The sequence below is a fragment of the Streptomyces sp. 1331.2 genome (assembly GCF_900199205.1).
In the GTDB taxonomy this organism is placed as follows: Bacteria; Actinomycetota; Actinomycetes; order Streptomycetales; family Streptomycetaceae; genus Kitasatospora.
In genome coordinates this window covers 1930344-1951059 of sequence record NZ_OBMJ01000001.1, presented here as the reverse complement: position 1 = coordinate 1951059, position 20716 = coordinate 1930344, and the positions used below count along the sequence as shown (strand labels likewise).

The following is a 20716-nucleotide window of genomic DNA, read 5'->3' as shown; positions in this document are numbered from 1 at the left end:
CGTTGAGATAAGTTCTACGCCCCCAGATCGGTGAACGTCAAGTATGTGAAGGTTAAGATATTCGGGTAGGCAGCAACCGAGCAGACGGCAACCGACCCCCGGAAGGCGGCAGACCATGGAACGGCACGACACCGTGGAACAGCGCGACACCGTCGACGACATCGTCGAGCAGTGGACCAGGACCCGCCCCGACCTCGACGTGGAGGTCATCGCCCTGATCGGCCGGATGCGGCGGCTCGGCATGCGGGTCGACAACGCCCTGCGCGAGTACTTCACCTCCTGCGGCCTGGACTCCTCCGAGTTCGACGTCCTCGCCACCCTGCGCCGCTCCGGCGAGCCCTACGAGCTCAACGCCCGCGCCCTGCTCAAGTCCGCCATGGTCACCTCCGGCGCCATCACCAACCGGGTCGACCGGCTGTCCGCCAAGGGCCTGGTCGAACGCAACCCCAGCCCCACCGACCGCCGCGCCGTCCTGATCCGCCTCACCCCGGCCGGCAAGGAGCTGATCGACGCCGCCCTCGACGGCCACGTCCGCAACGAGCAGCGCATCCTCGCCCCCCTCGACCGCGACGAGCGCGCCCAGCTCGACGCCCTGCTGCGCAAACTCCTCATCGCCCACGGCGACACCGAGCCGCTGCTCGACTAGGGCTGTCCCGGCCGACCGGCTCGGGGGCGTGTCCGGCGCCCTCCCGGGTGCGTTAACCCGGGAGGACGCCGCGCCGGAGGAGAGGCCCGATGAAGGACAGGACGCCCAGGGAGATCGCCGTCCACGACCAGCTGCGGGCGGCCGGGGCCGAGGGGGCCCAGTGGCTCGCCGCCGCCGGGTGGGGCCCGCCGGTGACGGTGCCGGTGCAGCTGGCGGCCCCGTGGCAGCAGGAGGTCCGGGCCCGGATGCTGGCGGCGCAGGCGAACCGGTCCTGCACCTGGTGCGACCACCTGCTCGACGGCGGACCGCAGCCCGTCGTCGTCCACGCCGAAGACCCGACCCACCTGATCTGCCGGGCCTGCTCGGTCGCCGCCCGCCCGCACCGCCCCTGCCTGGACTGCGGCAGGCCCGCCGACTCCGCGTCCCCGCTCGACGGCCGCGAGGACGTCTGCATGGGCGCGGTCGCCATCTACACCCGCCTCCGCTGCACCGCCTGCCACCGCAACGGCCCCCGAACACCACCTTCGGCAAGAGGAGTTGACGGGACTGCTCGGGTCCGGGCGCCCGCTTCGCCGACCTCGCCGCAGACCTGCTCGCCCGGGCCGGTTCCACCGACCCGACCCCGCCGGGCCCCTATACTCCGGGTGCGCGCGGTCGGCCAAGGGGGAAGCATGAGCGTGGTTGTGATTGTCCTCGTACCGGTGCTCCTGGTGCTCCTGTTGGTGGTGCGGTCGCTGACACTGGCGCCGCTGGTGTGGCTCCAGCGGGCGACGCGCCAGCAGGCGGCGGCAGCGGTCGGCGCGGGCGCGCCGGCCGGTCGGCGGCCGTTCGTCGTCGCGTCGGCGCTGGGGCTCGGCTGCGCGGCAGGGGTGGAAGCCCTGTTGTTCCTCGGCGACGTCCGCGGCCTCCGGATGCTGCGGGCCCCGATCGACCCCTCCGACGGGCCGCGCCTGCTGGTCCAGGCATCGCACGTGCCGCTCCACACGGCGGAGCTCTGGTACCTCGTCCCGGCGATCTCGGCCCTGGTGCTCTGGCTGCTGTTCTGGTTCCTGACCCAGCGCAACCTGCTGACGATCCGCATGCCGGCGCGCGTCTGGTCGGCCCGCACCACCCGGCGCCGGGTCTTCGGTCTGCTCGCGCTCCGCGCGGTGCTGGGCGTGTTCCTCCTGCCGTACTGGCTGATCTTCGCCGTGCTGCTGTTCCAGATCGGTGCGACGGTCACCAGCAGGCGGCACGAGCCGGTCGTCGCCAGGGCGGACGCCGCGCCAGCCGTCGTGCCCGCCGTCGTGCCGACGGCTCCCGTCCCCGGCCCGGTCGCGGCCACCCCGGTGCCGCAGCCGTACGTCCCGACGCAGTTCGCGCCGCCCGTCCCGCCCGTCCCGCAGGCCCCGCCCATCGGCAAGCCGCTCAGCCCCCACGACGCCCGCACGATCGGCGGCTACCAGCTGCTCGGCCGGATCGGCTCCGGCGGCATGGGCACGGTCTACCTCGCCCAGCGCCAGGGCTCCGCCACCCAGGTCGCGCTCAAGACCATCAATCTCGAACTCCTCCACGACGCCGAGCTGTTGCGCCGCTTCCAGCGCGAGTCCGAGGTGCTGGCCATGGTGCCCGGCGCCTACACCGCCCGGGTGCTCGACACCGGCGTGGACGCCGGCCGCCCGTACCTGGCCATGGAGCTGCTGGACGGCCGTCCCCTGGACGTCCACCTGCGCGAGCAGGGGCCGATCCGCTCCGCCGAGGCGCTGCGCGCCCTCGCGCTGGCGCTGGCCGTGGCACTGTCCGGGGTGCACCGGCTGGGGCTCGTCCACCGGGACCTCAAGCCCGCCAACATCATGCTCACCTCGGCCGGCCCGCGCCTGCTCGACTTCGGCATCGCGGCGATCGTGGACGGCACCCGGCTCACCGCCACCGGCGGCGGTCCCGGCACCCTGACCTACATGGCGCCGGAGCAGTTCGGCGACGGGCGGGTCGGCACGGCCGCCGACATCTGGGCCTGGGCGTGCTGCGTGGTCTGCGCGGCGCACGGCGCCAGCCCGTTCGCGGCCACCAACACGGGCGCGGTGATCCGCCGGATCGTGGACACCGGGCCCGAACCGGCCGCGCTGGCGGCGGTCCAGGCGCTCGACCCGGCGCTCGCCGCCGTCGTCACCCACGCGCTGGCCAACGACCCGGCGCAGCGCCCGGCGGACGGCACCGGCCTGCTGGCCGCGCTCGCGGCGGCCCAGGCCACCCCGCCGGACCCGACGGCCGTCCACGACCAGATCACCCGGGGCTGGCAGACGCTCGCGCTCTGAGAGACCCCCGGGGACCGGTCAGCCGAGCGCCAGGACGCGCTCGGCGATCAGTCCGGAGCACTCCGCCGCCGAGGCCCGCGAGGTGTCCACGACCAGGTCGTACGTGACGCCCTCGTGCACCGCCTCGGCCTGCGCGGCGGCCATCCCGGTGACCCGGTCGCCACGGGCGGCCTCCCGGGCCGCGGCCACCGCCGGGTCGCAGCGTACGCCGACCCAGAGCACGGACAGGCCCTCCAGAGCGGCGCGCCAGCGGGCCTGCGAGGCGGTGGTGCCGAGGAACACCTCGTCCACCACGATCCGGGCGCCGGCGCGGGCCATCGCCGCCACCCCGAGCGTCCAGGCGGCGTCCAGCGCGGCGAAGACGGGCCCGACCTCCACCGTGCCGTCCCCGCCCTCCAGGCCGCTGATGCCGCCGCTGCCGCCGCCGTCGCCGCCGTCACCGCGCAGCGAGGGCGGCAGCGCGTCGACCATGGTGTCCGCGCCGAGGTGCAGCCACGGCTCCGGCAGCAGCTCCTGCAGGCAGCGGGCGATGCTCGACTTGCCGGAGCTGGAGCCCCCGTTGAGGACGATCACATTCATGCGCGGCATCCTAGTAGGGCTTGGTCAGGTCTGTTTTCGTGTGGGTATGTCGCGGTGGCAGGTGGGGCAGGCGCCGGCCCAGGTCGCCAGAAGGATCTGGAGCTCGCGGACGACTTGGTAGAGGCTCAGGCCGGCCCCGCGTCTTTTGGGGCGGTGGCCAGTCTGCGCAGGGTGCAGAACGCGTGGGCGAGAGAGACGAGCGTGACGTGGTGATGCCAGCCGGTGAACGTGCGGCCCTCGAAGTGGGCCAGGCCGAGGGCCTGTTTCATCTCCCGGTAGTCGTGCTCGATCCGCCAGCGGAGCTTGGCCATTCGCACCAGAGTGGTCAGCGGGGTGTCGGCGGGCAGGTTCGAGAGCCAGAACTGGACCGGCTCGGCTTCCTTGGCGGGCCATTCGGCCAGCAGCCAGCACTCGGCCAGCTCCACGCCCTCGGTGGCGTCGCGGATCTCGCGTCCGGCCGGGCGGATCCGCAGCGCCACGAAGCGCGAATACATCCGCTTGAAGCCGCTCTTCGCCTTGCCTGGGCGCGACCCCTCCCGCCACGACACCGGCCTGGCCGCTTTCGGCCCGGCAGCGATGGCCAGGTCCTTCACACTGCGGGCCTTGTCCGGGTACTTCGCCACCGGCGGCCGGCCGGTGCCGCTGTAGGCGGGCGTGACGGGCCGGGCTTCGGCAGGGTGCGCGGTCGGCGTGGTGGAGATCCCCAGCACGTAGTGCAGGCCGCGTTGCTGGAGGCCGAGGCGGAAGGCCGCGGCGTCGCCGTATCCGGCGTCGGCGATGGCGAGCGGGACGTGGACACCCCAGCACCGGGTCTCGTCGATCATGTCCAGGGCCAGCTGCCACTTCTCCACGTGGCCCAGGCCTGCGGGGATGCCGCACCGGTCTCGCCGGGCGACCTTGTCCGGGTCGGCCTTCGTCGATTCGGGGTCCCAGGACGCGGGGAGGAACAGCCGCCAGTTGACCGGCGCCGAGGCGTGGTCACGGGCCAAGTGGAGCGAGACGCCCACTTGGCAGTTGGTGACCTTGCCCGCGGTTCCGGTGTACTGCCGCGACACACACGCCGACGCGTCGCCGTCCTTGAGGAACCCCGTGTCGTCGATGATCAGCGCGGTCGGATCGATGGCGTCCTGCATCCTCCAGGACAAACGGGCCCGGACATGCGCCGGATCCCAGGGGCTTGTCGTGACGAAGTGCGCGAGAGCCTGCCGGTTTCCGTCCTCCCCGAGCCGCGCGGCCATCGGCTCCACCGACTTCCGCTTGCCGTCCAGGAGCAGCCCACGCACGTACGCCTGCCCCCAACGCCGCTGGTCAGCACGCGTGAACGCTTCGAACAACCCCGCCGTGAACGCCTCCAGGTCCTCCCGGACCTCGGCCATCTCCCCAGGTGTCACACACCAACAACGCGCCACCTACTCCCCAGGACACGCCACCACGGCACCGACCTGACCAAGCCCTACTAGGACGCACGGCTTTCAGCGGGTGCGGCTTTCGTAGTCCGCCGCAGCGGCCGCGAAGGAGGAGGCCACCCCCGGCGCCCCCGCCCAGTGCAGGTGCAGGTACGAGGCGTGCACGTTGGTGCCGGCGAAGCCCTCCGTGCGCGGGCCGGTGGGCAGGTGCCAGCCCCAGGCGGGGTGTTCGCCCGCGCCCGGTTCGCAGACCGTCCGGTGGAACTCGTGGCCGCGCAGCCGGGTGCCGGCCGCGGCGAGGGGGGAGTCGTGCAGGGCGACGGCCTCCCGGTAGCCGAGGGTGAGCCGTTCGGTCATCCGGGCGTCGGCGGCCAGTACGCCGCACATCGGCAGGCCGTCCAACTCCCGCCCCAGGTAGAGCAGTCCGGCGCACTCGGCGGCGATCGGCCCGCCCGAGGCGGCGAACGCGGCGATGGCCGAGCGCAGTTCGGCGTTGCCGCTCAACTCTCGGACGTACAGCTCGGGGAAGCCGCCGCCGATGACGAGTCCGGCCGTCCCCTCCGGGAGCGCGGAGGCGTGCAGCGGGTCGAAGGGGACCACCTCCGCCCCGGCCGCGCCGAGCAGTTCGGCGTTCTCGGCGTAGGAGAAGGAGAACGCCGCGCCGCCGGCCACGGCGATCCGCGGCCGCCCGGCCACGGGATCGACCTCGGCCGAGGGCGCCCACGGTTCGGCGTCCAACTCGGGTGCCGTGCGGGCGAGTTCCAGCACAGCTTCGAGGTCGACGGAGGAGCCGACCAGCTCGCCCATGTCGGCGACGGCCTTCAGCGCCTCCGCCGAGCGCTCCACCGCCGGGATCAGCCCGAGGTGGCGGGAGGGCGTGGCGACCGCGGCCGAGCGGCGCAGTGCGCCCAGCACCGGCACGCCGGAGCCCTCCTCCAGGGCCTCGCGCAGCAGTTGCTCGTGCCGGTCGGAGGCGACCCGGTTGAGGATCACCCCGGCGAGCCGCACCTGCGGATCCCAGGAGGCGAAGCCGTGCACGAGGGCCGCCACCGAGCGGGACTGCGAGGAGCCGTCCACCACCAGCACCACCGGCGCCCGCAGCAGCTTGGCCACGTGCGCGGTGGACGCCAGCTCCCCGCGCCCGGACGCCCCGTCGAACAGGCCCATGACGCCCTCGACGACCGCGACGTCCGCCCCCGCCGCGCCGTGCAGGAACAGCGGGGCGATCCGCTCGGGCCCGCACAGGAAGGCGTCCAGGTTGCGGCCCGGGCGCCCGGCGGCGAGTGCGTGGTAGCCCGGGTCGATGTAGTCGGGGCCGACCTTGTGCGGCGACACCGTCAGCCCGCGCGCGGCCATCGCGGCGATCAGTCCGGTGGCGACGGTGGTCTTCCCGGCGCCCGAGGAGGGCGCGGCGACGACCAGACGGGGGATGTTCACGCGGGCGTGCGCGGGGACGTTGCTCAAGGGGTCACCACTCGATACCGCGCTGGCCCTTGCGGCCGGCGTCCATGGGGTGCTTGACCTTGGTCATCTCGGTGACCAGGTCGGCGAATCCGGTCAGCGCCTCGGGCGCGTACCGGCCGGTGATGACGACGTGCTGGCTGCCCGGGCGGTCCTTGAGCACGGCCACCACCTCCTCCGGGTCGATCCACCCCCAGTGCATCGGGTAGGTGAACTCGTCGAGCACGTAGAAGCGGTAGGTCTCGGCCGCGAGGTCGCGCTTGACCTGCTCCCAGCCCTCCTTGGCCGCCTCCTGGCTGGTCATCTCCTGCTCGGCGGAGCGCTGGATCCAGGACCAGCCGGAGCCCATCTTGTGCCAGTCGACGGTGCCGCCCTCGCCGGAGGCGCCGAGGACGCGCAGCGCGTTCTCCTCGCCGACCTTCCACTTGGCGGACTTCACGAACTGGAACACCCCGACCGGCCAGCCCTGGTTCCAGGCCCGCAGCGCCATGCCGAACGCGGCCGTGGACTTGCCCTTGCCGGGGCCGGTGTGCACGGCGGTGATCGGCAGCGTACGGCGCTGGCGGGTGGTCAGGCCGTCGTCGGGAACGCTCTCGGGGACACCCTTGGGCATGTCGGCTCAGGCCGCCTTTCGCATCGAACGGGTGGGGTTCACGGAACGGTTCTCGCGGACGAGCGAGGCCACGCCCTCGGCGCGCAGCTCGTCCAGGCTGACGGCGCTGCCGCCGAGCTGCCCGGCCAGGGTGCGGGCCAGGCCCAGCCGGACCGGGCCGGACTCGCAGTCCAGCACCACGCTCGCGGTGCCCTGCGCGGCGAACAGCGCGGCCGCGCGGTGGGACTGGGCGAGCGCGTCCCGCCCGCCGGTGGCCCGGCCGTCGGTCACCACGACCAGCAACGGGCGCCGGCTGGGGTCGCGCAGCCGCTCGACCCGCAGCACCTCGTGGGCGCGCAGCAGCCCGGCGGCCAGCGGGGTCCGGCCGCCGGTGGGCAGCGACTCCAGCCGGGCCGCGCCGACCTCCACCGAGGAGGTGGGCGGCAGTGCCAGTTCGGCGCCCGAGCCGCGGAAGGTGATCATGCCGATCTTGTCGCGGCGCTGGTAGGCGTCCATCAGCAGCGACAGCACCGCGCCCTTGACGGCGGTCATCCGCTGCCGGGCGGCCATCGAGCCGGAGGCGTCGACCACGAACAGCACCAGGTTGGACTCCCGTCCCTGGCGCACCTGTTCGCGGAAGTCGTCCTTCTGCAGCACCAGCGCCCGACCGCTGCGCCCGCGCGCCACCTGGTGCGGCGCGGCGGCCTGCAGGGTGGCGGTCAGGTGCAGCCGGCCGAGCGCGCCCTGCGGCCGGCGGGCGCGGATGGTGTGCCCGCCGGTGGTCTCGGCGGGGGATCGGCGCCCCTGGGCGCCGTGGCCGGTGCCCCGGACGGTGAACAGCTTGGTCCGGTACGGGTCGCCGGCCGCGACGGGCGCCGACTCCCGTGCGGGGGCGGGCTGTTGGGCGGGTACGGGCTGCTGCGGCTGCTCGCCGGCGGAGTCGGCGGAGTCGGCGTCCGGTGCGGACGCCTCCGGGGCGCCGCCGTCGGACGGCTCGGGGGCACCCCCACCGTCCGGGCCGCCACCGTCCGGGCCGTCGTCGCCGGGACCGTCGCCGTCGCCGCCACCGTCACCGCCGCCGTCGCCCTCGGGCTCCGGCTCGGGATCGTCCTGCTGGGCGTGCTCCTCCAGCGTCCGGTCTAGCTGCTCCTCGTCCAGCCCCGGCGCGTCGAAGGGGTTGCGCCGGCGCCGGTGCGGCAGCGCCAGCTGGGCGGCCTTGCGGACGTCCTCCTCCAGCACCTCGGTGCGCCCGTCCCAGGCAGCGAGGGCCACGGCGGTGCGGGCCATCACGATGTCCGCGCGCAGCCCGTCCACCTCGAACGCCGCGCACACGGCGGTGATCTGACGCAGCGCCACCTCCGTCAGCTCGACCTTGGGCAGCAACTCCCGCGCCGCGGTGATGTGTTCGGCGAGTGCCCGCTCCTGCTCGGCGAACCGCGCGGCGAAGCCGGCCGGGTCCGCGTCGTAGGCGAGCCGGCGCCGGACCACCTCGGCCCGCTCGGCCGGATCCCGGGTGGCGGCGATCTCCACGGTCAGGCCGAAGCGGTCGAGCAGCTGCGGCCGCAGCTCGCCCTCCTCCGGGTTCATCGTGCCGACCAGCAGGAACCGGGCCGCGTGCCGCACCGAGACGCCCTCGCGCTCGACGTACGAGCGGCCCATCGCGGCGGCATCCAGCAGCAGGTCCACCACGTGGTCCTGGAGCAGGTTGACCTCGTCGATGTAGAGCACGCCGCGGTGCGCCTTGGCGAGCAGCCCGGGCTCGTACGCCTTGACACCGTCGGTCAGCGCGCGCTCCAGGTCGAGCGAGCCGACGATCCGGTCCTCGGCCACGCCGACCGGCAACTCGACCAGCTGGGACGGGCGTTGGTGTGTCCCGGAGGTGCTGTGCGGCCCGTCCGGGCACTGCGGGTCGGGCGCGGCCGGGTCGCAGGCGAAGCGGCAGCCGTCCACGGCGGCGATGGACGGCAGCAGCCCGGCCAGCGCGCGCACCATGGTCGACTTGGCGGTGCCCTTCTCGCCACGCACCAGCACGCCGCCCACGGCCGGGGAGACCGCGTTCAGCAGCAGCCCGAGCCGCAGGTCGGCCATGCCGACGATCGCGGTGAACGGATAGCGGACATCGGTCATGCGTCACTCCCAGGTGCCCCGGGCGCCAGGAACGGCAGCGATCCGGCCGCCGGCACCCCGCCCTCGATCAGCTTCCACAGCGCGTCGGTGTCCGCGTGTTCCTCGATCAGGTCGCCCAGCCGGTCCAGCCGGCCCTCGCGGGCCGCGGCGAAGCAGGTGTCCGGCGCGGGCACGAACGCCCGCCCGGCCAAATCGGCGACCTCGCGCAGGAGTTCGCGGCGGAAGCCGTCGTTCTCCAGCGCGCCGTGCCAGGTGGTGCCCCAGACCGAGCCGACCCGGCAGCCGTCCAGGAAGGCTGTACCCCCCTCCACGGTCACCACCCCGTGGTGGATCTCGTAGCCCTCGACCCGCTGCCCGTACGCCTCGCCGACCGGCCGCGCCAGCACCTTCTCGGCGCCGAACCGCACCTGCGTCGGCAGCAGGCCGAGCCCGTCCACGGCGCCCGCCTTGGACTCCACCTCGTCGACGATCCCGCGCGCCAGCATCTGGTAGCCGCCGCACACCCCGAGGATCGGCAGCCCGGCCGCCGCCCGCGCCTTCAGCGCCCGCTCCAGGTCGCGCTCGCGCAGCCAGGCGAGGTCCGCCACGGTGGCCCGGGTGCCGGGCAGCACCACCAGGTCGGCGTCGGCCAGCTCCTCCGGCCTGGTCGCCCAGCGCACCAGTACGCCCGGCTCCTGCGCCAGCGCGTCCAGGTCGGTGAAGTTGGAGAGCCGGGGGAAGCGCACCACGGCCACCCGCAGCACGTCCGCGCCGAGCGGCCCGCGGCCGTCGACCCGGTCCACCACGGTGGACAGGTCCAGCGAGTCCTCGGCGTCCAGCCAGAGCCCGGGCAGCATCGGCAGGGTGCCCAGCACCGGACGGCCGGTCAGCCCGTGCAGCATCTCCAGCCCGGGCGCGAGCAGCCGCGCGTCGCCGCGGAACTTGTTGACGAACCAGCCCGCCACGTGCCGCTGGTCCTCCGCCGACAGCAGCGCCAGCGTCCCGTACATCGCCGCGAACACGCCGCCGCGGTCGATGTCCCCGACCACCACCACCGGCAGCCCGGCGGCCGTGGCCAGGCCCATGTTGGCGATGTCGCGGTCGCGCAGGTTGATCTCGGCGGGCGAGCCCGCGCCCTCGCAGACCACCACCTCGTACCGCCGGCGCAGATCCGCCAGGCACTCCAGAGCGCGCTCCAGCAGGACGGGCTTGCGCTCGCGGTAGTCCAGCGCGCCGACCTCGGCGACCGGCCTGCCCAGCAGCACCACCTGGCTGCGGCCGTCGGCGCCGGGCTTCAGCAGCACCGGGTTCATCGCCGCCTCCGGCTCCACCCGCGCCGCCTGCGCCTGCATCGCCTGGGCGCGGCCGATCTCGGCGCCGTCGGCGGTGACGAAGGAGTTCAGCGACATGTTCTGTGCCTTGAACGGCGCGACCCGCACGCCCTGGCGGGCCAGCCAGCGGCAGATGCCGGCCGTCACCACGCTCTTGCCCGCGTCCGAGGTCGTCCCCGCGACCAGCAGCGCGTTCGTCATGCCCTTCCCCTCTTCCCCAGGAGCGCGCGCAGCAGGACGTGCCCCGCGACCGTCGTACCCAGCGCCAGCGCACCCACCCGCCGGGAGAGCGCACAGGCCCGCTCGATGTCGTCCACCGTCACCGGCCGCAGCTCCTCGCCCAGCACCGGACGGTGCTCCACCCTCTCGCCGTACCGGAGCGTCCCGCCCAGCCGCACCCCCACCGCGCCCGCGAAGGCCGACTCCGCCTGGCCCGCGTTCGGGCTCGGGTGCGCGGAGCCGTCGCGCCGCCACACCCGCCAGGCGGTCCGGGGGTGCGGGGCGGCGGCGACCGTCAGCAGGGCCGTCAGCCGGGCGCCCGGCCAGCCCGCCACGTCGTCCAGCCGGGCCGAGGCCCAGCCGAACCGGGCGTAGCGCGGCGAGCGGTGGCCCACCATGGCGTCCAGGGTGTTCACCGCGCGGAAGGCCAGCAGTCCGGGCGTGCCCGCCAGGGTGCCCCAGGCCAGGGCGTTCACCACGGCGTCGGCGGTGTTCTCGGCCACCGACTCGACCACCGCACGGGCGATCTGCTGCTCGTCCAGCGCGCTCGGATCCCGCCCGCACAGGTGCGGCAGCCGCTCCCGCGCGGCCCGCAGGTCGCCGTCCTTCAGCGAGCGGCCGATGCTGCGCGCCTCCCTGGTCAGCGAGGTGCCGCCGAGCACCGTCCAGGTCGCGGCCGCCGCCAGCGCGGCCCGGCCCAGCGGGCGCCGGCCCACCGTACGGTCCAGGGCGAGCGCGCCCGCCGCGACCGCGCCCACGCACAGCGCCGTGTACCCGGCGCCGGCCGTACGGTCGTCGCGCCACAGGCGCCGTTCCAGCCTGGTCGCGGCGCTGCCGAAGACGGCGACCGGGTGGCCCCGGCGCGGGTCGGCGAAGCGGGCGTCGGCGGCGTAGCCCGCGACGGCGCCCAGCGCGAACGCGGCGGCGCGCACCGCAGGGCGCCCGGCCCGCGGACGGACGGTCACCGGCCGCACGGCGAGAGGCAGCTCGGCGGAAGGATGCTCGGCGAGGGGCAGCCCGGCGGAAGGTGGCCAGGAGTTCGGCGGGGCGGGGCAGCCTGCATCGCGTGCGTGTCCTCACTCAGGGTCCGCGCCCTGGATCGACGTAGCGGGGGCCGAGAGTCTCCTGGCTTCCGGGTCGGACGCACCCCCGGGCCTTCCAGCGGCTTCTGACGGCCCGCCGTGGCGATAGTTCCGAGCGTGCTCCCCGGTGACAGTGGCGGGACCGCGCCGGACTCGCACCGGCTTCCTCTCCATGCCTCCGATTGGCCCCAGGATCCCATCACGCGGCCGAACCGGCCGTCAACCGAGGTCACGGAGGGGTTGGTCACACGCCGGGCGCGCCGGGCAACGCCCGATGAGCTGTGGGATCGCCCAGCGGAGCAGCGCCCCGGCAGCGGCCGCTTCGTGGGTTCGGTCGCTGGGGCCGCGCCGCGACGGGCCCCTACCGTTCGGTGGCATGCGTCGCAAAAAGTCCGCTTCCGTCCCACCTCCGGTGCCGTTCTCCCCCGCGGCCGCCCGAGCCCACCGGGCCGGGCTCGGCCTGACCCCCGAACAGGTCGCCGAGGGCATGGCGGCCCACGGCGTCCGGCTGCTGCCCGGCCACGTCCTGGCCTGGGAGAGCGGTGAGCTGCGGCCGAACGAACCGGAACTCATCGCCCTCGCCCGAGCCCTCTGGTGCCCCGCCGCCCACCTGATGGACACCCGCCCGGTGAGCCTGCGCGACCACCGGATCGCCTGCGAACTCGGCCAGGCCGCGGTCGCCGAACGCACCGGCACCACCCTCGCCGCCTACCGGCAGGCCGAACTGACCGGCCACTGGGACGGCGACGAGGACCAGACCCTCGCCCTCGCCGACGTCCTCCACCTGAGCCTGCCCGAGCTCGTCGAGGCCACCGGCCGCGGAGAAGCCCTCGACCACCTCCTCCGCCAGTGCGCGGCCGGCCGCTGGCAGCCGCAGCTGCGTGCGCTCGCCCGCATCGTCCCGGCCCCCGCCGACTCCCTCGCCGCCGTCCTCGCCGCCCTCCATCAGGAACACCACGTCCCCACCCACTGGGGCATCACCGCCCGTGCCACCCCGCCCCCCACCCTCGACACCCTCACCGACCGCTTCTGGCACCTCCTCGCCGCCGAGACCGACTGACGCCGAGACCGGCCGGGGTGTCCGGCCACGGTGACCCGGACGGCCCAGCCCGGTGGCCGGGCGGTCGGGGCACCGGTGAACTGGTGCACGAACGCCGTCCGGTCCGTGACCAACAGAGCGGGGAACGATATGCGCTGGGGTACCGCTGCCGTCGTGGCGGCCGCCGCCGTCGGGGCGGGGGCCGTCGTCCTGGTGGTCGGCCGCCGGGCCTCCGAGCGGATGGTCCGTCCGGTGGCCACCGTCCAGGAGTCCGGGCCGGTCCTGGTCCGGAGCCTGGGCGTCGGCCGGATCACGTTCAGCCGCAGCCCCGAGAGCCTGCGCCCCGGCCGCTGGGCGGTGGAGTGGGGCGAGGACGGCCACGCGGTGGTCGAGGAGGTCCTGCACAGCGACGAGCAGGGTGTCACCCGCCGGCTGGTCCGCGCCGACCAGGGCACCCTCACCCCCGGCACGGAGGTCCGCTTCACCCCCCGCGTGCACCTCGGCGACCCCACCCGGGCGCTCGGCCTCGCCTACACCGAGACGGCCGTCGACGGCGAGCTCGGCGACCTGCCCGCCTGGTACCTGGACGGCAAGCGCGGCACCTGGGTGATCCTGGTCCACGGCCCCGAGGCCGACCGCCGGCAGACCCTCCCGGTCCTCCCCGTCCTCGACCGCCTCGGCCTGCCCGCCCTCGCCGTCACCTACCGCGGCGACGAGGGCGCCCCCGCCTCCCCGGACGGCTACAGCCACTTCGGCGAGACCGAGTGGCGCGACGTCGAGGCGGCGATCCGGCTGGCGCTCGGCCACGGCGCGGGCCGGGTGATCCTGTACGGCTGGTCCGTCGGCGCCACCATGGTCCTGCAGGCGGCGGCCCGCTCCGCCTGGGCGAACGCCGTCAGCGGACTGGTCCTCGACTCGCCGGTCCTCGACCTCCCGGCCACCGCCCGCCGGGACGCCGAACGGCTGGGCTTGAAGGGCGCCGCCGCCGAACTCGGAGCCCTGGCCGCGCAGGGCCGCACCGGCGTGGACCTGGCCGACTTCGCCCGCATCGCCGAGGGCGGCGACCTGCGCGTCCCCACCCTGCTGCTGCACAGCCCGGGCGACCGGGTGTCCCCCTTCCGCAGCGCCGAACGCCTCGCCGCGGCCCGCCCCGACGTGGTCAGCCTCCAGTCCTTCCCCGGCGCCGACCACGCCACCCTCTGGAACACAGCCCCCGACCGCTACACCGAGCTCCTCCGCCGCTGGCTCACCCCGCTCCTCTAGGACGCCGGCGAACCGCCTCCGACACGCTCCGTAATCGATCGAACGGGCCCAGCGACCGTCGCCGCCGACCTGGCATGGGCAGGCCACACGTTTCCGGCCAGCCGGTTTGCCACTGTTGCCCGATCTTGCGGAGGTGCGGTCACCGGTCGTCCGGTCGTACGGACAACCGGATGTGACAGAAGGCCCGTACAAGGGGAAGACTGCTCGACGTGACGTCTCGGAACCCGCGCGACCGTGATGCCCCGCTCCCGCCGACGATCGGTACCGGTGCGACGGTGACCCGTCTCCCCGGTACGGCCCACCGGCCCGCCGGTGGCAGGCCGGCCGGGGCGGGTGTCCCCCGTAACGGCGTACCCCGGAGGCGGGGGCCCGCGCCGGCCCCCGGGCGGGGCCGGGTTCCCGTACCCGAGGGCTTCCCCGCGCCGGCCGAGCTGGCCCCGCTGGCCCGCCGGATGCTGGTGGACGCCGTCCGGATCGCCCGCTGGGCCGGGGATCTGGAGGAGGTCGACAAGCGCGGCGAGCTGCTGCCGGAGGACGCCCGTGCGGCGGGCCGGGCGCTGGCCATGACGGTCGGCGCCGCCGCCAAGGCCTGGGGTCAGGCGCTGCTGGTGGGCCTGGTGGAGGCCCGGGACGCCGGGGCCGGCCCCGGTTGGCGCCTGCACGCCTGGGAGCACGACGACGAGGCCGTGATCCGCGGTTGGTCGGCGCTGTTCGACGCCTGGACGCTGCTCGCCCCGGTGCCGCCCGCCGCGCTGCGCGGGGTGTTCGCCGTGCTGGCCGGCCAGGCCGTGGACCAGGCCCCGCAGCTGCTCTCCTTCCTGCACCTGGTGGACGGCCCGGTGGCCGAGAGCGAGCTGCTGGAGCTGCTGCGCCGGGGCCTGGACGAGCGCCGGGTCGGTGGCGGGGCCGGCGGGCCGGGCCTGTCGCCCGTGCCGCACGCCGCCTCCGCGGTGTCGGCGGTCCGCGGCACCTGCCGGGAGCCGCAGATCGACACCCCGCCGGCGCCCTCGGACGTGGCCGCGGTGCTGGACTGGATGCTGGACGGCCTGGCCGCCGTCGGCGCGCTGACGCGCAGGAACGATGCCGCCGAGCTGTCGCCGCTCGGCCACTGGGCGGTGCGGGCGAAGCTGGAGGAGATCTGCACGGTCGCGCAGACCGCGGCCGGGCACATCGAGCAGAGCGCCTTCGAGCTGCTGAACGCCTGCGCGGACTACTCGCCGGGCCCGGCCCGGGCCGAGTACCGGGCCTGGGTCGCGGCCCGTCCGGCGGACCGGGCGGTGGCCGAGCTGCTGGACGCGGCGCAGGGCGACGACGCGCTCGTGCGTGGCCTGGCCTTCGAGGCGCTGCGGGTGGCCGGCGGCCCGGCCGAGCAGGCGGTGCGCGCGGCGGTGGACGAGCCGGTGCTGCGCCCGTACGCGCTGCTGTGGCTGGCGGAGCGCTCGGACGAGGGGGTCGCCCCGGCGGACGTACTGGGCGCGGACGACGCGGCTTGGCTCTGGGTGGACACGGCCGCGGCGGTGCTCGACCACGGTGAGACGGAGCTGCTGGTGGGTCACGTCGAGGGCGCCTCGGCGGGCGATCCGGTCCGGCTGTTCGCCCGCGCGCGGCAGTCCGGGCACCCGAGAGCGGCCTCGGTGCTGACGGCGGTGTCGAGCGTGCATCCGGACCCGGGTGTGGCCCGGGCGGCCCGCCGCTCGGCCTTCAGCGTCCACAACGGCGGGGCGTGACCCCACCGAGAACGGCACGAGAGCGGCACGAGAACGACGGAAGGGCCCGGAACCGATCGGTTCCGGGCCCTTCCTCGTGCGACGGGATCAGCCGAGCCGCGACTCCGCGCGCCGGGCGCGGACGTCGCCGACCTTCTGCCCCACCTTGCGGCGGATGACCAGCAGCGGCGCCATCGCGGCGAGCGTGATCTGGGCGAACGCGCCGACGTGCATCAGCGCGTCGCCGCCCGGCAGGCCGGTGGCCCAGGCGGCCAGGCAGCCGATGGAGACGACGATCCAGCAGAGCGTGGCGGTGGCCAGCAGCCCCTGTGGCTTCGGGTACTCGATCCGGCTGACCATCAGGTACGCGGCGCCGAAGATGGCGAGCAGACCGGGCAGGAACGGCGGGTCGAGCAGCACGATCGCGATGACCGTCATCGCGCCCATCGGGCAGGGCATGCCCTGGAACACCCCCGGCCGCATCTTGACGGCCGAGAAGCGGGCCAGCCGCAGCACCACCGCGAGCAGCACGGTGATCGCGATGAGCGCCGAGAGCTTGCTGTTGGAGCCCTGGGAGACCATGCCCCAGACCGCGACGAAGTAGGCCGGCGCGATGCCGAAGCTGATCAGGTCGGCCAGGTTGTCCAGTTCCGCTCCGAGGGCGGAGGAGCGCAGCTTGCGCGCCACCAGCCCGTCGAAGAGGTCGCACATCGAGCCGATCAGCAGCAGCGTGACCGCGGTGGCCGCGCTGTGCCGGTCCGGAGCGGCGTCCGGGTTGGTGATGTGCGGGACGAGGACCCCGGTGGTGATCGAGTAGATCGCCAGGAAGCCGCAGACGGCGTTCCCCAGGGTCAGGAAGTCGGCGGTGGACAGGTGCTGGGGAGAGCGCGGGGCGCGCAGCTCGCGGTCGCGCGCCCAGCGGCGGCGGCGCAGGGCCGTCTCCTCGTCGTCCAGGCCGACGATTGTCTCAGGATCAGTCACGGTCAAGGCGCGTCACCCCGGCTGTGGTCTTCTGGCCGACCTCGACGCCGACCTCGACGCCGGCCGGCAGGTAGGTGTCGACCCGGGACCCGAACCGGATCAGACCGATCCGCTCGCCCTGCTCGACCTTGGTACCGGCGGCGACGTACGGCACGATGCGGCGGGCCACGGCCCCCGCGATCTGGACCATCTCGATGTCGCCGAGCTCGGTGTCGAAGTGCCAGACGACCCGCTCGTTCTGGTCGCTGTCCTTGTTGAACGCGGGGACGAAGCCGCCCGCGACGTGCTCGACCGACGTCACCGTGCCCGGCAGGGGCGCGCGGTTGACGTGGACGTTGAGCGGGCTCATGAAGATCGCGACCCGGGTGCGGCCGTCCGGCCAGGCGTCGATGCTCTGTACGACGCCGTCGGCGGGGGAGATCACTCTGCCGGTCCCGATCTCACGCTCGGGGTCGCGGAAGAACCACAGCATGCCCGCGCTGAGCGCACAGGCGGGTACCGCCGCCAGAGCCCACTTGCCGCTGCGCCGGGTGAGGGCGGTGGTGACGGCGGCCGTGGCGAGGGTGGGGACGAACCAGGGGGTGGCTCCGCGCGCGATGGTCACGCGGGGTCGCCGACCGGCCGTCGGGGCTGCGAGGGCATCGCGGTCCGTGACGGAAGTGCGAGGGGACGGGCTGATGGGCATCGAAGACCTTTGTCGCGGGGGATCATGGCCGCTGGACGGGGGCCACCGCGGGATCGGTAATAGAGGGACGGCTTGCTGTCCCGGTGGATGCTATCGGGAGCACACGGTGGGTGGGCAACCCGCCTGCTCGTTCATGTGTCCGGTGGGAGCGCGTCCGCGCGTCCCACCTCTACGACCGTAGCTCGACCCGGTCCGGTTCCCAAGGGACCTGACAGGGCTGGTGACTCTTGTCTCAGCGGGTGCGCCGACGGAACCCGCCGGGGGAAACGGCCGTACGCGCCGGAAGCGGGTGTGCGGAAGCGGCCGCAGGGCGCGTCGTCGCAGCTGTACGCCCTGCGGCCGCTTCCGGAGGGCCGTGCCGGACCCTGGCGGACCAGGCCGGGCCCGTGACGGGGCACGGCCCCGCGCCGGGACGGGCCCGCACGCCCGTCGACCGGCGGTTCGAGGGGGCCGCCCGGCGACGCGGTCCGTCGCCGGGCGGCCGGGGGATCACTCGGCGATCCGGTACTCCTCCAGGAGCCGGCGTCCGACGATCATCTTCTGGATCTCCGCAGTACCTTCACCGATGAGCAGCATCGGGGCCTCGCGGTAGAGGCGCTCGATCTCGTACTCCTTGGAGAAGCCGTAGCCGCCGTGGATGCGGAAGGCGTCCTCGACGACCTCCTTGCAGTACTCGGAGGCGAGGTACTTGGCCATGCCGGCTTCGAGGTCGTTGCGCTCGCCGCTGTCCTTCTTGCGGGCGGCCATGACCATCATCTGGTGGGCGGCCTCGACCTTGGTGGCCATCTCGGCGAGCTTGAACTGGATGGCCTGGTGCTCGGCGATCTTCTTGCCGAAGGTGGAGCGCTGCTGGGCGTAGGAGATGCCCAGCTCGAAGGCGCGGCGGGCGACGCCGCAGCCGCGGGCGGCGACGTTGACGCGGCCGACCTCGACGCCGTCCATCATCTGGTAGAAGCCGCGGCCCGGGACGCCGCCGAGGATGCGGTCGGCCGGGATCCGGACGTCCTGCAGCACCAGCTCGGTGGTGTCGACGCCCTTGTAGCCCATCTTCTCGATCTTGCCGGGCACGGTCAGGCCGGGAACCTTGGGGTTCGGGCCGAAACCGGCCTCCTTCTCGATCAGGAAGGTGGTCATGTTCTTGTACGGGGTGTTGCCGCCCTCGTCGGTCTTGCAGAGGACCGCGACCAGGGTGGAGGTGCCGCCGTTGGTGAGCCACATCTTCTGGCCGTTGAGGACGTAGAACTCTCCGTCCTTGACGCCCTTGGTGGAGATGGCCGAAACGTCCGAGCCGAGGCCGGGCTCGGACATCGAGAAGGCGCCGCGGATCTCGCCGGCCGCCATCTTCGGCAGGAAGTAGTCCTTCTGCTCCTGGGTGCCGTGGGCGTTGATCATGTGCGCCACGATGAAGTGGGTGTTGACGATGCCGGAGACCGACATCCAGCCGCGGGCGATCTCCTCGACCACCAGGGCGTAGGTGAGCAGGGACTCGCCGAGGCCGCCGTACTCCTCGGGGATGGTGAGCCCGAAGAGGCCGAGCTGCTTCATGCCCTCGACGATGGCGGTCGGGTACTCGTCCTTGTGCTCCAGCTCGGTGGCGACCGGGATGATCTCCTTGTCGACGAAATCCCGCACGGTGGCGAGGATGTCCCGCTGGATCTCGGTGAGGCCGTCGGTCTGTGCGAGGCGTCCCATCGTGCGGCTCCGGAAAGGTCTAAGAGGGCGGGGGGGGGGATTGCGGGGGCCCTGCCGGCGTGGCTGCGGCAGCAGGGCCCCCGTTACCGGGTGGGGGTCGGCCGATGACGGCGGCCTGCCCCTCCGGGGTCTCCAGAGAGAGGGGAGAAGTCAGGAGAGCGGGGTGGGGCGGCCGGGCTGCTCGCCGCCGCGCTCCTTGATGTACGTCTCGGTCGGCACCATCACCTTGCGGCGGAAGATGCAGACGACCGTGCCGTCCTGCTTGTACCCCTTGGTCTCGACGTAGACGATGCCGCGGTCGTCCTTGGACTTGGACGGCCACTTGTCGAGGACGGTGGTCTCGCCGTAGATCGTGTCGCCGTGGAAGGTCGGCGCGACGTGGCGCAGCGACTCGATCTCCAGGTTGGCGATCGCCTTGCCGGAGACGTCCGGGACGGACATGCCGAGCAGCAGCGAGTAGATGTAGTTGCCCACCACGACGTTCTTGCCGAAGTCCGTCGTCTTCTCCGCATAGTTGGTGTCCATGTGGAGCGGGTGGTGGTTCATGGTGAGCAGACAGAACAGGTGGTCGTCGTACTCGGTGACGGTCTTCCCGGGCCAGTGCTTGTAGACCGCGCCGACCTCGAACTCCTCGTAGGTGCGTCCGAACTGCATGGCTCAGGCCCTCAGCTTTCCGGGATCTCGAACTTGGTGGTGCGCTCCATGCCGGCGGCCCGGCCCTTGCCGGCGATGACCAGGGCCATCTTGCGGCTGGCCTCGTCGATCATCTCGTCGCCGAGCATCGCGGAGCCCTTGGCGCCGCCCGCCTCGGAGGTGCAGTAGTCGTAGGCGTCGAGGATCAGCTCGGCGTGGTCGTAGTCCTCCTGCGAGGGCGAGTAGACCTCGTTGGCGATGGCGACCTGGTCCGGGTGGAGCACCCACTTGCCGTCGAAGCCGAGGGCGGCGGAGCGGCCGGCCACCTCGCGGTAGCCCTCGGGGTTGCGGATCTGCAGGTACGGGCCGTCGATCGCCTGCAGGTCGTTGGCGCGGGCGGCCATCAGGATGCGCATCAGGATGTAGTGGTAGGCGTCGGCGTTGTAGCCGGGCGGCTGCTCGCCGACCACCAGGGACTTCATGTTGATGGAGGCCATGAAGTCGGCGGGGCCGAAGATGATGGTCTCCAGCCGGGGCGAGGCCTCGGCGATGGCGTCGACGTTGATCAGGCCCTTGGCGTTCTCGATCTGCGCCTCGATGCCGATCTTGCCGACCTCGAAGCCCATGGTCTTCTCGATCTGGGTGAGCAGCAGGTCGAGCGCCTTGACCTGCTCGGCGTCCTGGACCTTGGGCAGCATGATGCAGTCGAGGTTGGGGCCGGCGCCCTCGACCACGGTGATCACGTCGCGGTAGGTCCAGTGGGTGGTCCAGTCGTTGACCCGGACGACCTTGGTCTTGCCGCCCCAGTCGCCGTTGTTCAGCGCGTCGACGATGTTGTGGCGGGCGCTCTCCTTGACGAGGGGGGCGCAGGCGTCCTCCAGGTCGAGGAAGACCTGGTCGGCCGGGAGGCCCTGGGCCTTCTCCAGGAAGCGCGGGTTGCTGCCCGGTACGGCGAGGCAGGAGCGGCGCGGGCGCAGGCGGTTGACAGTGGTCATGAGGGT

At 73.8% G+C, this 20716-nt stretch carries 17 protein-coding genes and 1 riboswitch; of the genes, 5 read left to right on the top strand and 12 right to left on the bottom strand.

Annotated elements, in window-relative coordinates:
* Positions 1-115 precede the first annotated feature (115 nt).
* Together CRP52_RS08120 and CRP52_RS08115 are read left to right on the top strand one after the other, a co-directional pair.
* Positions 116-646 carry a MarR family winged helix-turn-helix transcriptional regulator gene (locus CRP52_RS08120; protein WP_097235781.1) on the top strand — a complete coding sequence of 177 codons (531 nt, stop codon included), beginning with the start codon at positions 116-118 and terminating at the stop codon, positions 644-646.
* 89 nt (positions 647-735) lie between these two features.
* Positions 736-2940: a serine/threonine-protein kinase gene (locus CRP52_RS08115; RefSeq protein WP_097235780.1), complete on the top strand. Its 2205-nt coding sequence runs from the start codon at positions 736-738 to the stop codon at positions 2938-2940.
* 18 nt (positions 2941-2958) lie between these two features.
* Here the strand turns inward: CRP52_RS08115 and cpt are convergent, their stop codons facing one another.
* The 7 genes from cpt to CRP52_RS08080 all read right to left on the bottom strand — a co-directional run bounded on the left by cpt (position 2959) and on the right by CRP52_RS08080 (position 11566).
* Positions 2959-3519, bottom strand: coding sequence for a chloramphenicol phosphotransferase CPT (cpt, locus tag CRP52_RS08110; protein ID WP_179852722.1), 561 nt, complete (start codon positions 3517-3519; stop codon positions 2959-2961).
* A gap of 125 nt (positions 3520-3644) precedes the next feature.
* The gene (locus CRP52_RS08105) at positions 3645-4895 is read right to left on the bottom strand and encodes an IS701 family transposase (protein WP_179852681.1); all 1251 of its coding nucleotides are present in this window, start codon (positions 4893-4895) and stop codon (positions 3645-3647) included.
* Between the two features lie 96 nt (positions 4896-4991).
* On the bottom strand, positions 4992-6389 hold the full coding sequence (locus tag CRP52_RS08100; protein WP_218893079.1) for a cobyrinate a,c-diamide synthase: 1398 nt from the start codon (positions 6387-6389) through the stop codon (positions 4992-4994).
* A gap of 4 nt (positions 6390-6393) precedes the next feature.
* A complete protein-coding gene (gene cobO / locus CRP52_RS08095) occupies positions 6394-6999 on the bottom strand; it encodes a cob(I)yrinic acid a,c-diamide adenosyltransferase (RefSeq protein WP_097235779.1) in 606 nt (201 codons plus the stop codon).
* Positions 7000-7005: 6 nt separating this feature from the next.
* On the bottom strand, positions 7006-9105 hold the full coding sequence (locus CRP52_RS08090) for a putative cobaltochelatase (protein WP_097235778.1): 2100 nt from the start codon (positions 9103-9105) through the stop codon (positions 7006-7008).
* The gene (locus tag CRP52_RS08085; protein ID WP_097235777.1) at positions 9102-10616 is read right to left on the bottom strand and encodes a cobyric acid synthase; all 1515 of its coding nucleotides are present in this window, start codon (positions 10614-10616) and stop codon (positions 9102-9104) included. The genes CRP52_RS08090 and CRP52_RS08085 overlap by 4 nt, the downstream gene beginning before the upstream one ends.
* A complete protein-coding gene (locus CRP52_RS08080) occupies positions 10613-11566 on the bottom strand; it encodes a cobalamin biosynthesis protein (RefSeq protein WP_097239921.1) in 954 nt (317 codons plus the stop codon). The genes CRP52_RS08085 and CRP52_RS08080 overlap by 4 nt, the downstream gene beginning before the upstream one ends.
* A gap of 187 nt (positions 11567-11753) precedes the next feature.
* A riboswitch (cobalamin riboswitch) is annotated at positions 11754-11884 on the bottom strand.
* Positions 11885-12092: 208 nt separating this feature from the next.
* Between CRP52_RS08080 and CRP52_RS08075 the strand changes: the two genes are divergently transcribed.
* The 3 genes from CRP52_RS08075 (at position 12093) to CRP52_RS08065 (ending at position 15745) form a co-directional block, all read left to right on the top strand.
* On the top strand, positions 12093-12776 hold the full coding sequence (locus CRP52_RS08075; protein ID WP_143685685.1) for a transcriptional regulator: 684 nt from the start codon (positions 12093-12095) through the stop codon (positions 12774-12776).
* A gap of 129 nt (positions 12777-12905) precedes the next feature.
* Positions 12906-14018 (top strand): alpha/beta hydrolase, encoded by a 1113-nt coding sequence (locus CRP52_RS08070; protein ID WP_097235775.1) that lies wholly within the window; start codon positions 12906-12908, stop codon positions 14016-14018.
* A gap of 275 nt (positions 14019-14293) precedes the next feature.
* Positions 14294-15745, top strand: a complete 1452-nt coding sequence (locus CRP52_RS08065) for a hypothetical protein (protein ID WP_257032354.1) — start codon at positions 14294-14296, stop codon at positions 15743-15745.
* An 87-nt stretch (positions 15746-15832) separates the two neighbouring features.
* Here CRP52_RS08065 and CRP52_RS08060 read toward each other — a convergent pair whose 3' ends face one another.
* The 5 genes from CRP52_RS08060 to CRP52_RS08040 form a co-directional block, all read right to left on the bottom strand.
* Positions 15833-16711: a CDP-alcohol phosphatidyltransferase family protein gene (locus CRP52_RS08060; protein ID WP_030059975.1), complete on the bottom strand. Its 879-nt coding sequence runs from the start codon at positions 16709-16711 to the stop codon at positions 15833-15835.
* Positions 16698-17390 (bottom strand): phosphatidylserine decarboxylase, encoded by a 693-nt coding sequence (locus CRP52_RS08055; protein WP_179852721.1) that lies wholly within the window; start codon positions 17388-17390, stop codon positions 16698-16700. The genes CRP52_RS08060 and CRP52_RS08055 overlap by 14 nt, the downstream gene beginning before the upstream one ends.
* 489 nt (positions 17391-17879) lie before the next feature.
* Positions 17880-19082: an acyl-CoA dehydrogenase family protein gene (locus CRP52_RS08050; RefSeq protein WP_097235773.1), complete on the bottom strand. Its 1203-nt coding sequence runs from the start codon at positions 19080-19082 to the stop codon at positions 17880-17882.
* Between the two features lie 150 nt (positions 19083-19232).
* Positions 19233-19736 (bottom strand): MaoC family dehydratase, encoded by a 504-nt coding sequence (locus tag CRP52_RS08045; RefSeq protein WP_045704019.1) that lies wholly within the window; start codon positions 19734-19736, stop codon positions 19233-19235.
* A gap of 11 nt (positions 19737-19747) precedes the next feature.
* Positions 19748-20710: an HpcH/HpaI aldolase/citrate lyase family protein gene (locus CRP52_RS08040; RefSeq protein ID WP_097235772.1), complete on the bottom strand. Its 963-nt coding sequence runs from the start codon at positions 20708-20710 to the stop codon at positions 19748-19750.
* Between the last annotated feature and the right edge of the window lie 6 nt (positions 20711-20716).

Excerpts from the sequence above, each read along its gene's own strand:
- CRP52_RS08120 (WP_097235781.1), top strand. The coding sequence starts at position 116 with ATGGAACGGCACGACACCGTGGAACAGCGCGACACCGTCGACGACATC.
- CRP52_RS08115 (WP_097235780.1), top strand. The coding sequence starts at position 736 with ATGAAGGACAGGACGCCCAGGGAGATCGCCGTCCACGACCAGCTGCGG.
- cpt (WP_179852722.1), bottom strand. The coding sequence starts at position 3,519 with ATGAATGTGATCGTCCTCAACGGGGGCTCCAGCTCCGGCAAGTCGAGC.
- CRP52_RS08105 (WP_179852681.1), bottom strand. The coding sequence starts at position 4,895 with ATGGCCGAGGTCCGGGAGGACCTGGAGGCGTTCACGGCGGGGTTGTTC.
- cobO (WP_097235779.1), bottom strand. The coding sequence starts at position 6,999 with ATGCCCAAGGGTGTCCCCGAGAGCGTTCCCGACGACGGCCTGACCACC.
- CRP52_RS08090 (WP_097235778.1), bottom strand. The coding sequence starts at position 9,105 with ATGACCGATGTCCGCTATCCGTTCACCGCGATCGTCGGCATGGCCGAC.
- CRP52_RS08085 (WP_097235777.1), bottom strand. The coding sequence starts at position 10,616 with ATGACGAACGCGCTGCTGGTCGCGGGGACGACCTCGGACGCGGGCAAG.
- CRP52_RS08075 (WP_143685685.1), top strand. The coding sequence starts at position 12,093 with ATGCGTCGCAAAAAGTCCGCTTCCGTCCCACCTCCGGTGCCGTTCTCC.
- CRP52_RS08070 (WP_097235775.1), top strand. The coding sequence starts at position 12,906 with ATGCGCTGGGGTACCGCTGCCGTCGTGGCGGCCGCCGCCGTCGGGGCG.
- CRP52_RS08055 (WP_179852721.1), bottom strand. The coding sequence starts at position 17,390 with ATGCCCATCAGCCCGTCCCCTCGCACTTCCGTCACGGACCGCGATGCC.
- CRP52_RS08050 (WP_097235773.1), bottom strand. The coding sequence starts at position 19,082 with ATGGGACGCCTCGCACAGACCGACGGCCTCACCGAGATCCAGCGGGAC.
- CRP52_RS08045 (WP_045704019.1), bottom strand. The coding sequence starts at position 19,736 with ATGCAGTTCGGACGCACCTACGAGGAGTTCGAGGTCGGCGCGGTCTAC.
- CRP52_RS08040 (WP_097235772.1), bottom strand. The coding sequence starts at position 20,710 with ATGACCACTGTCAACCGCCTGCGCCCGCGCCGCTCCTGCCTCGCCGTA.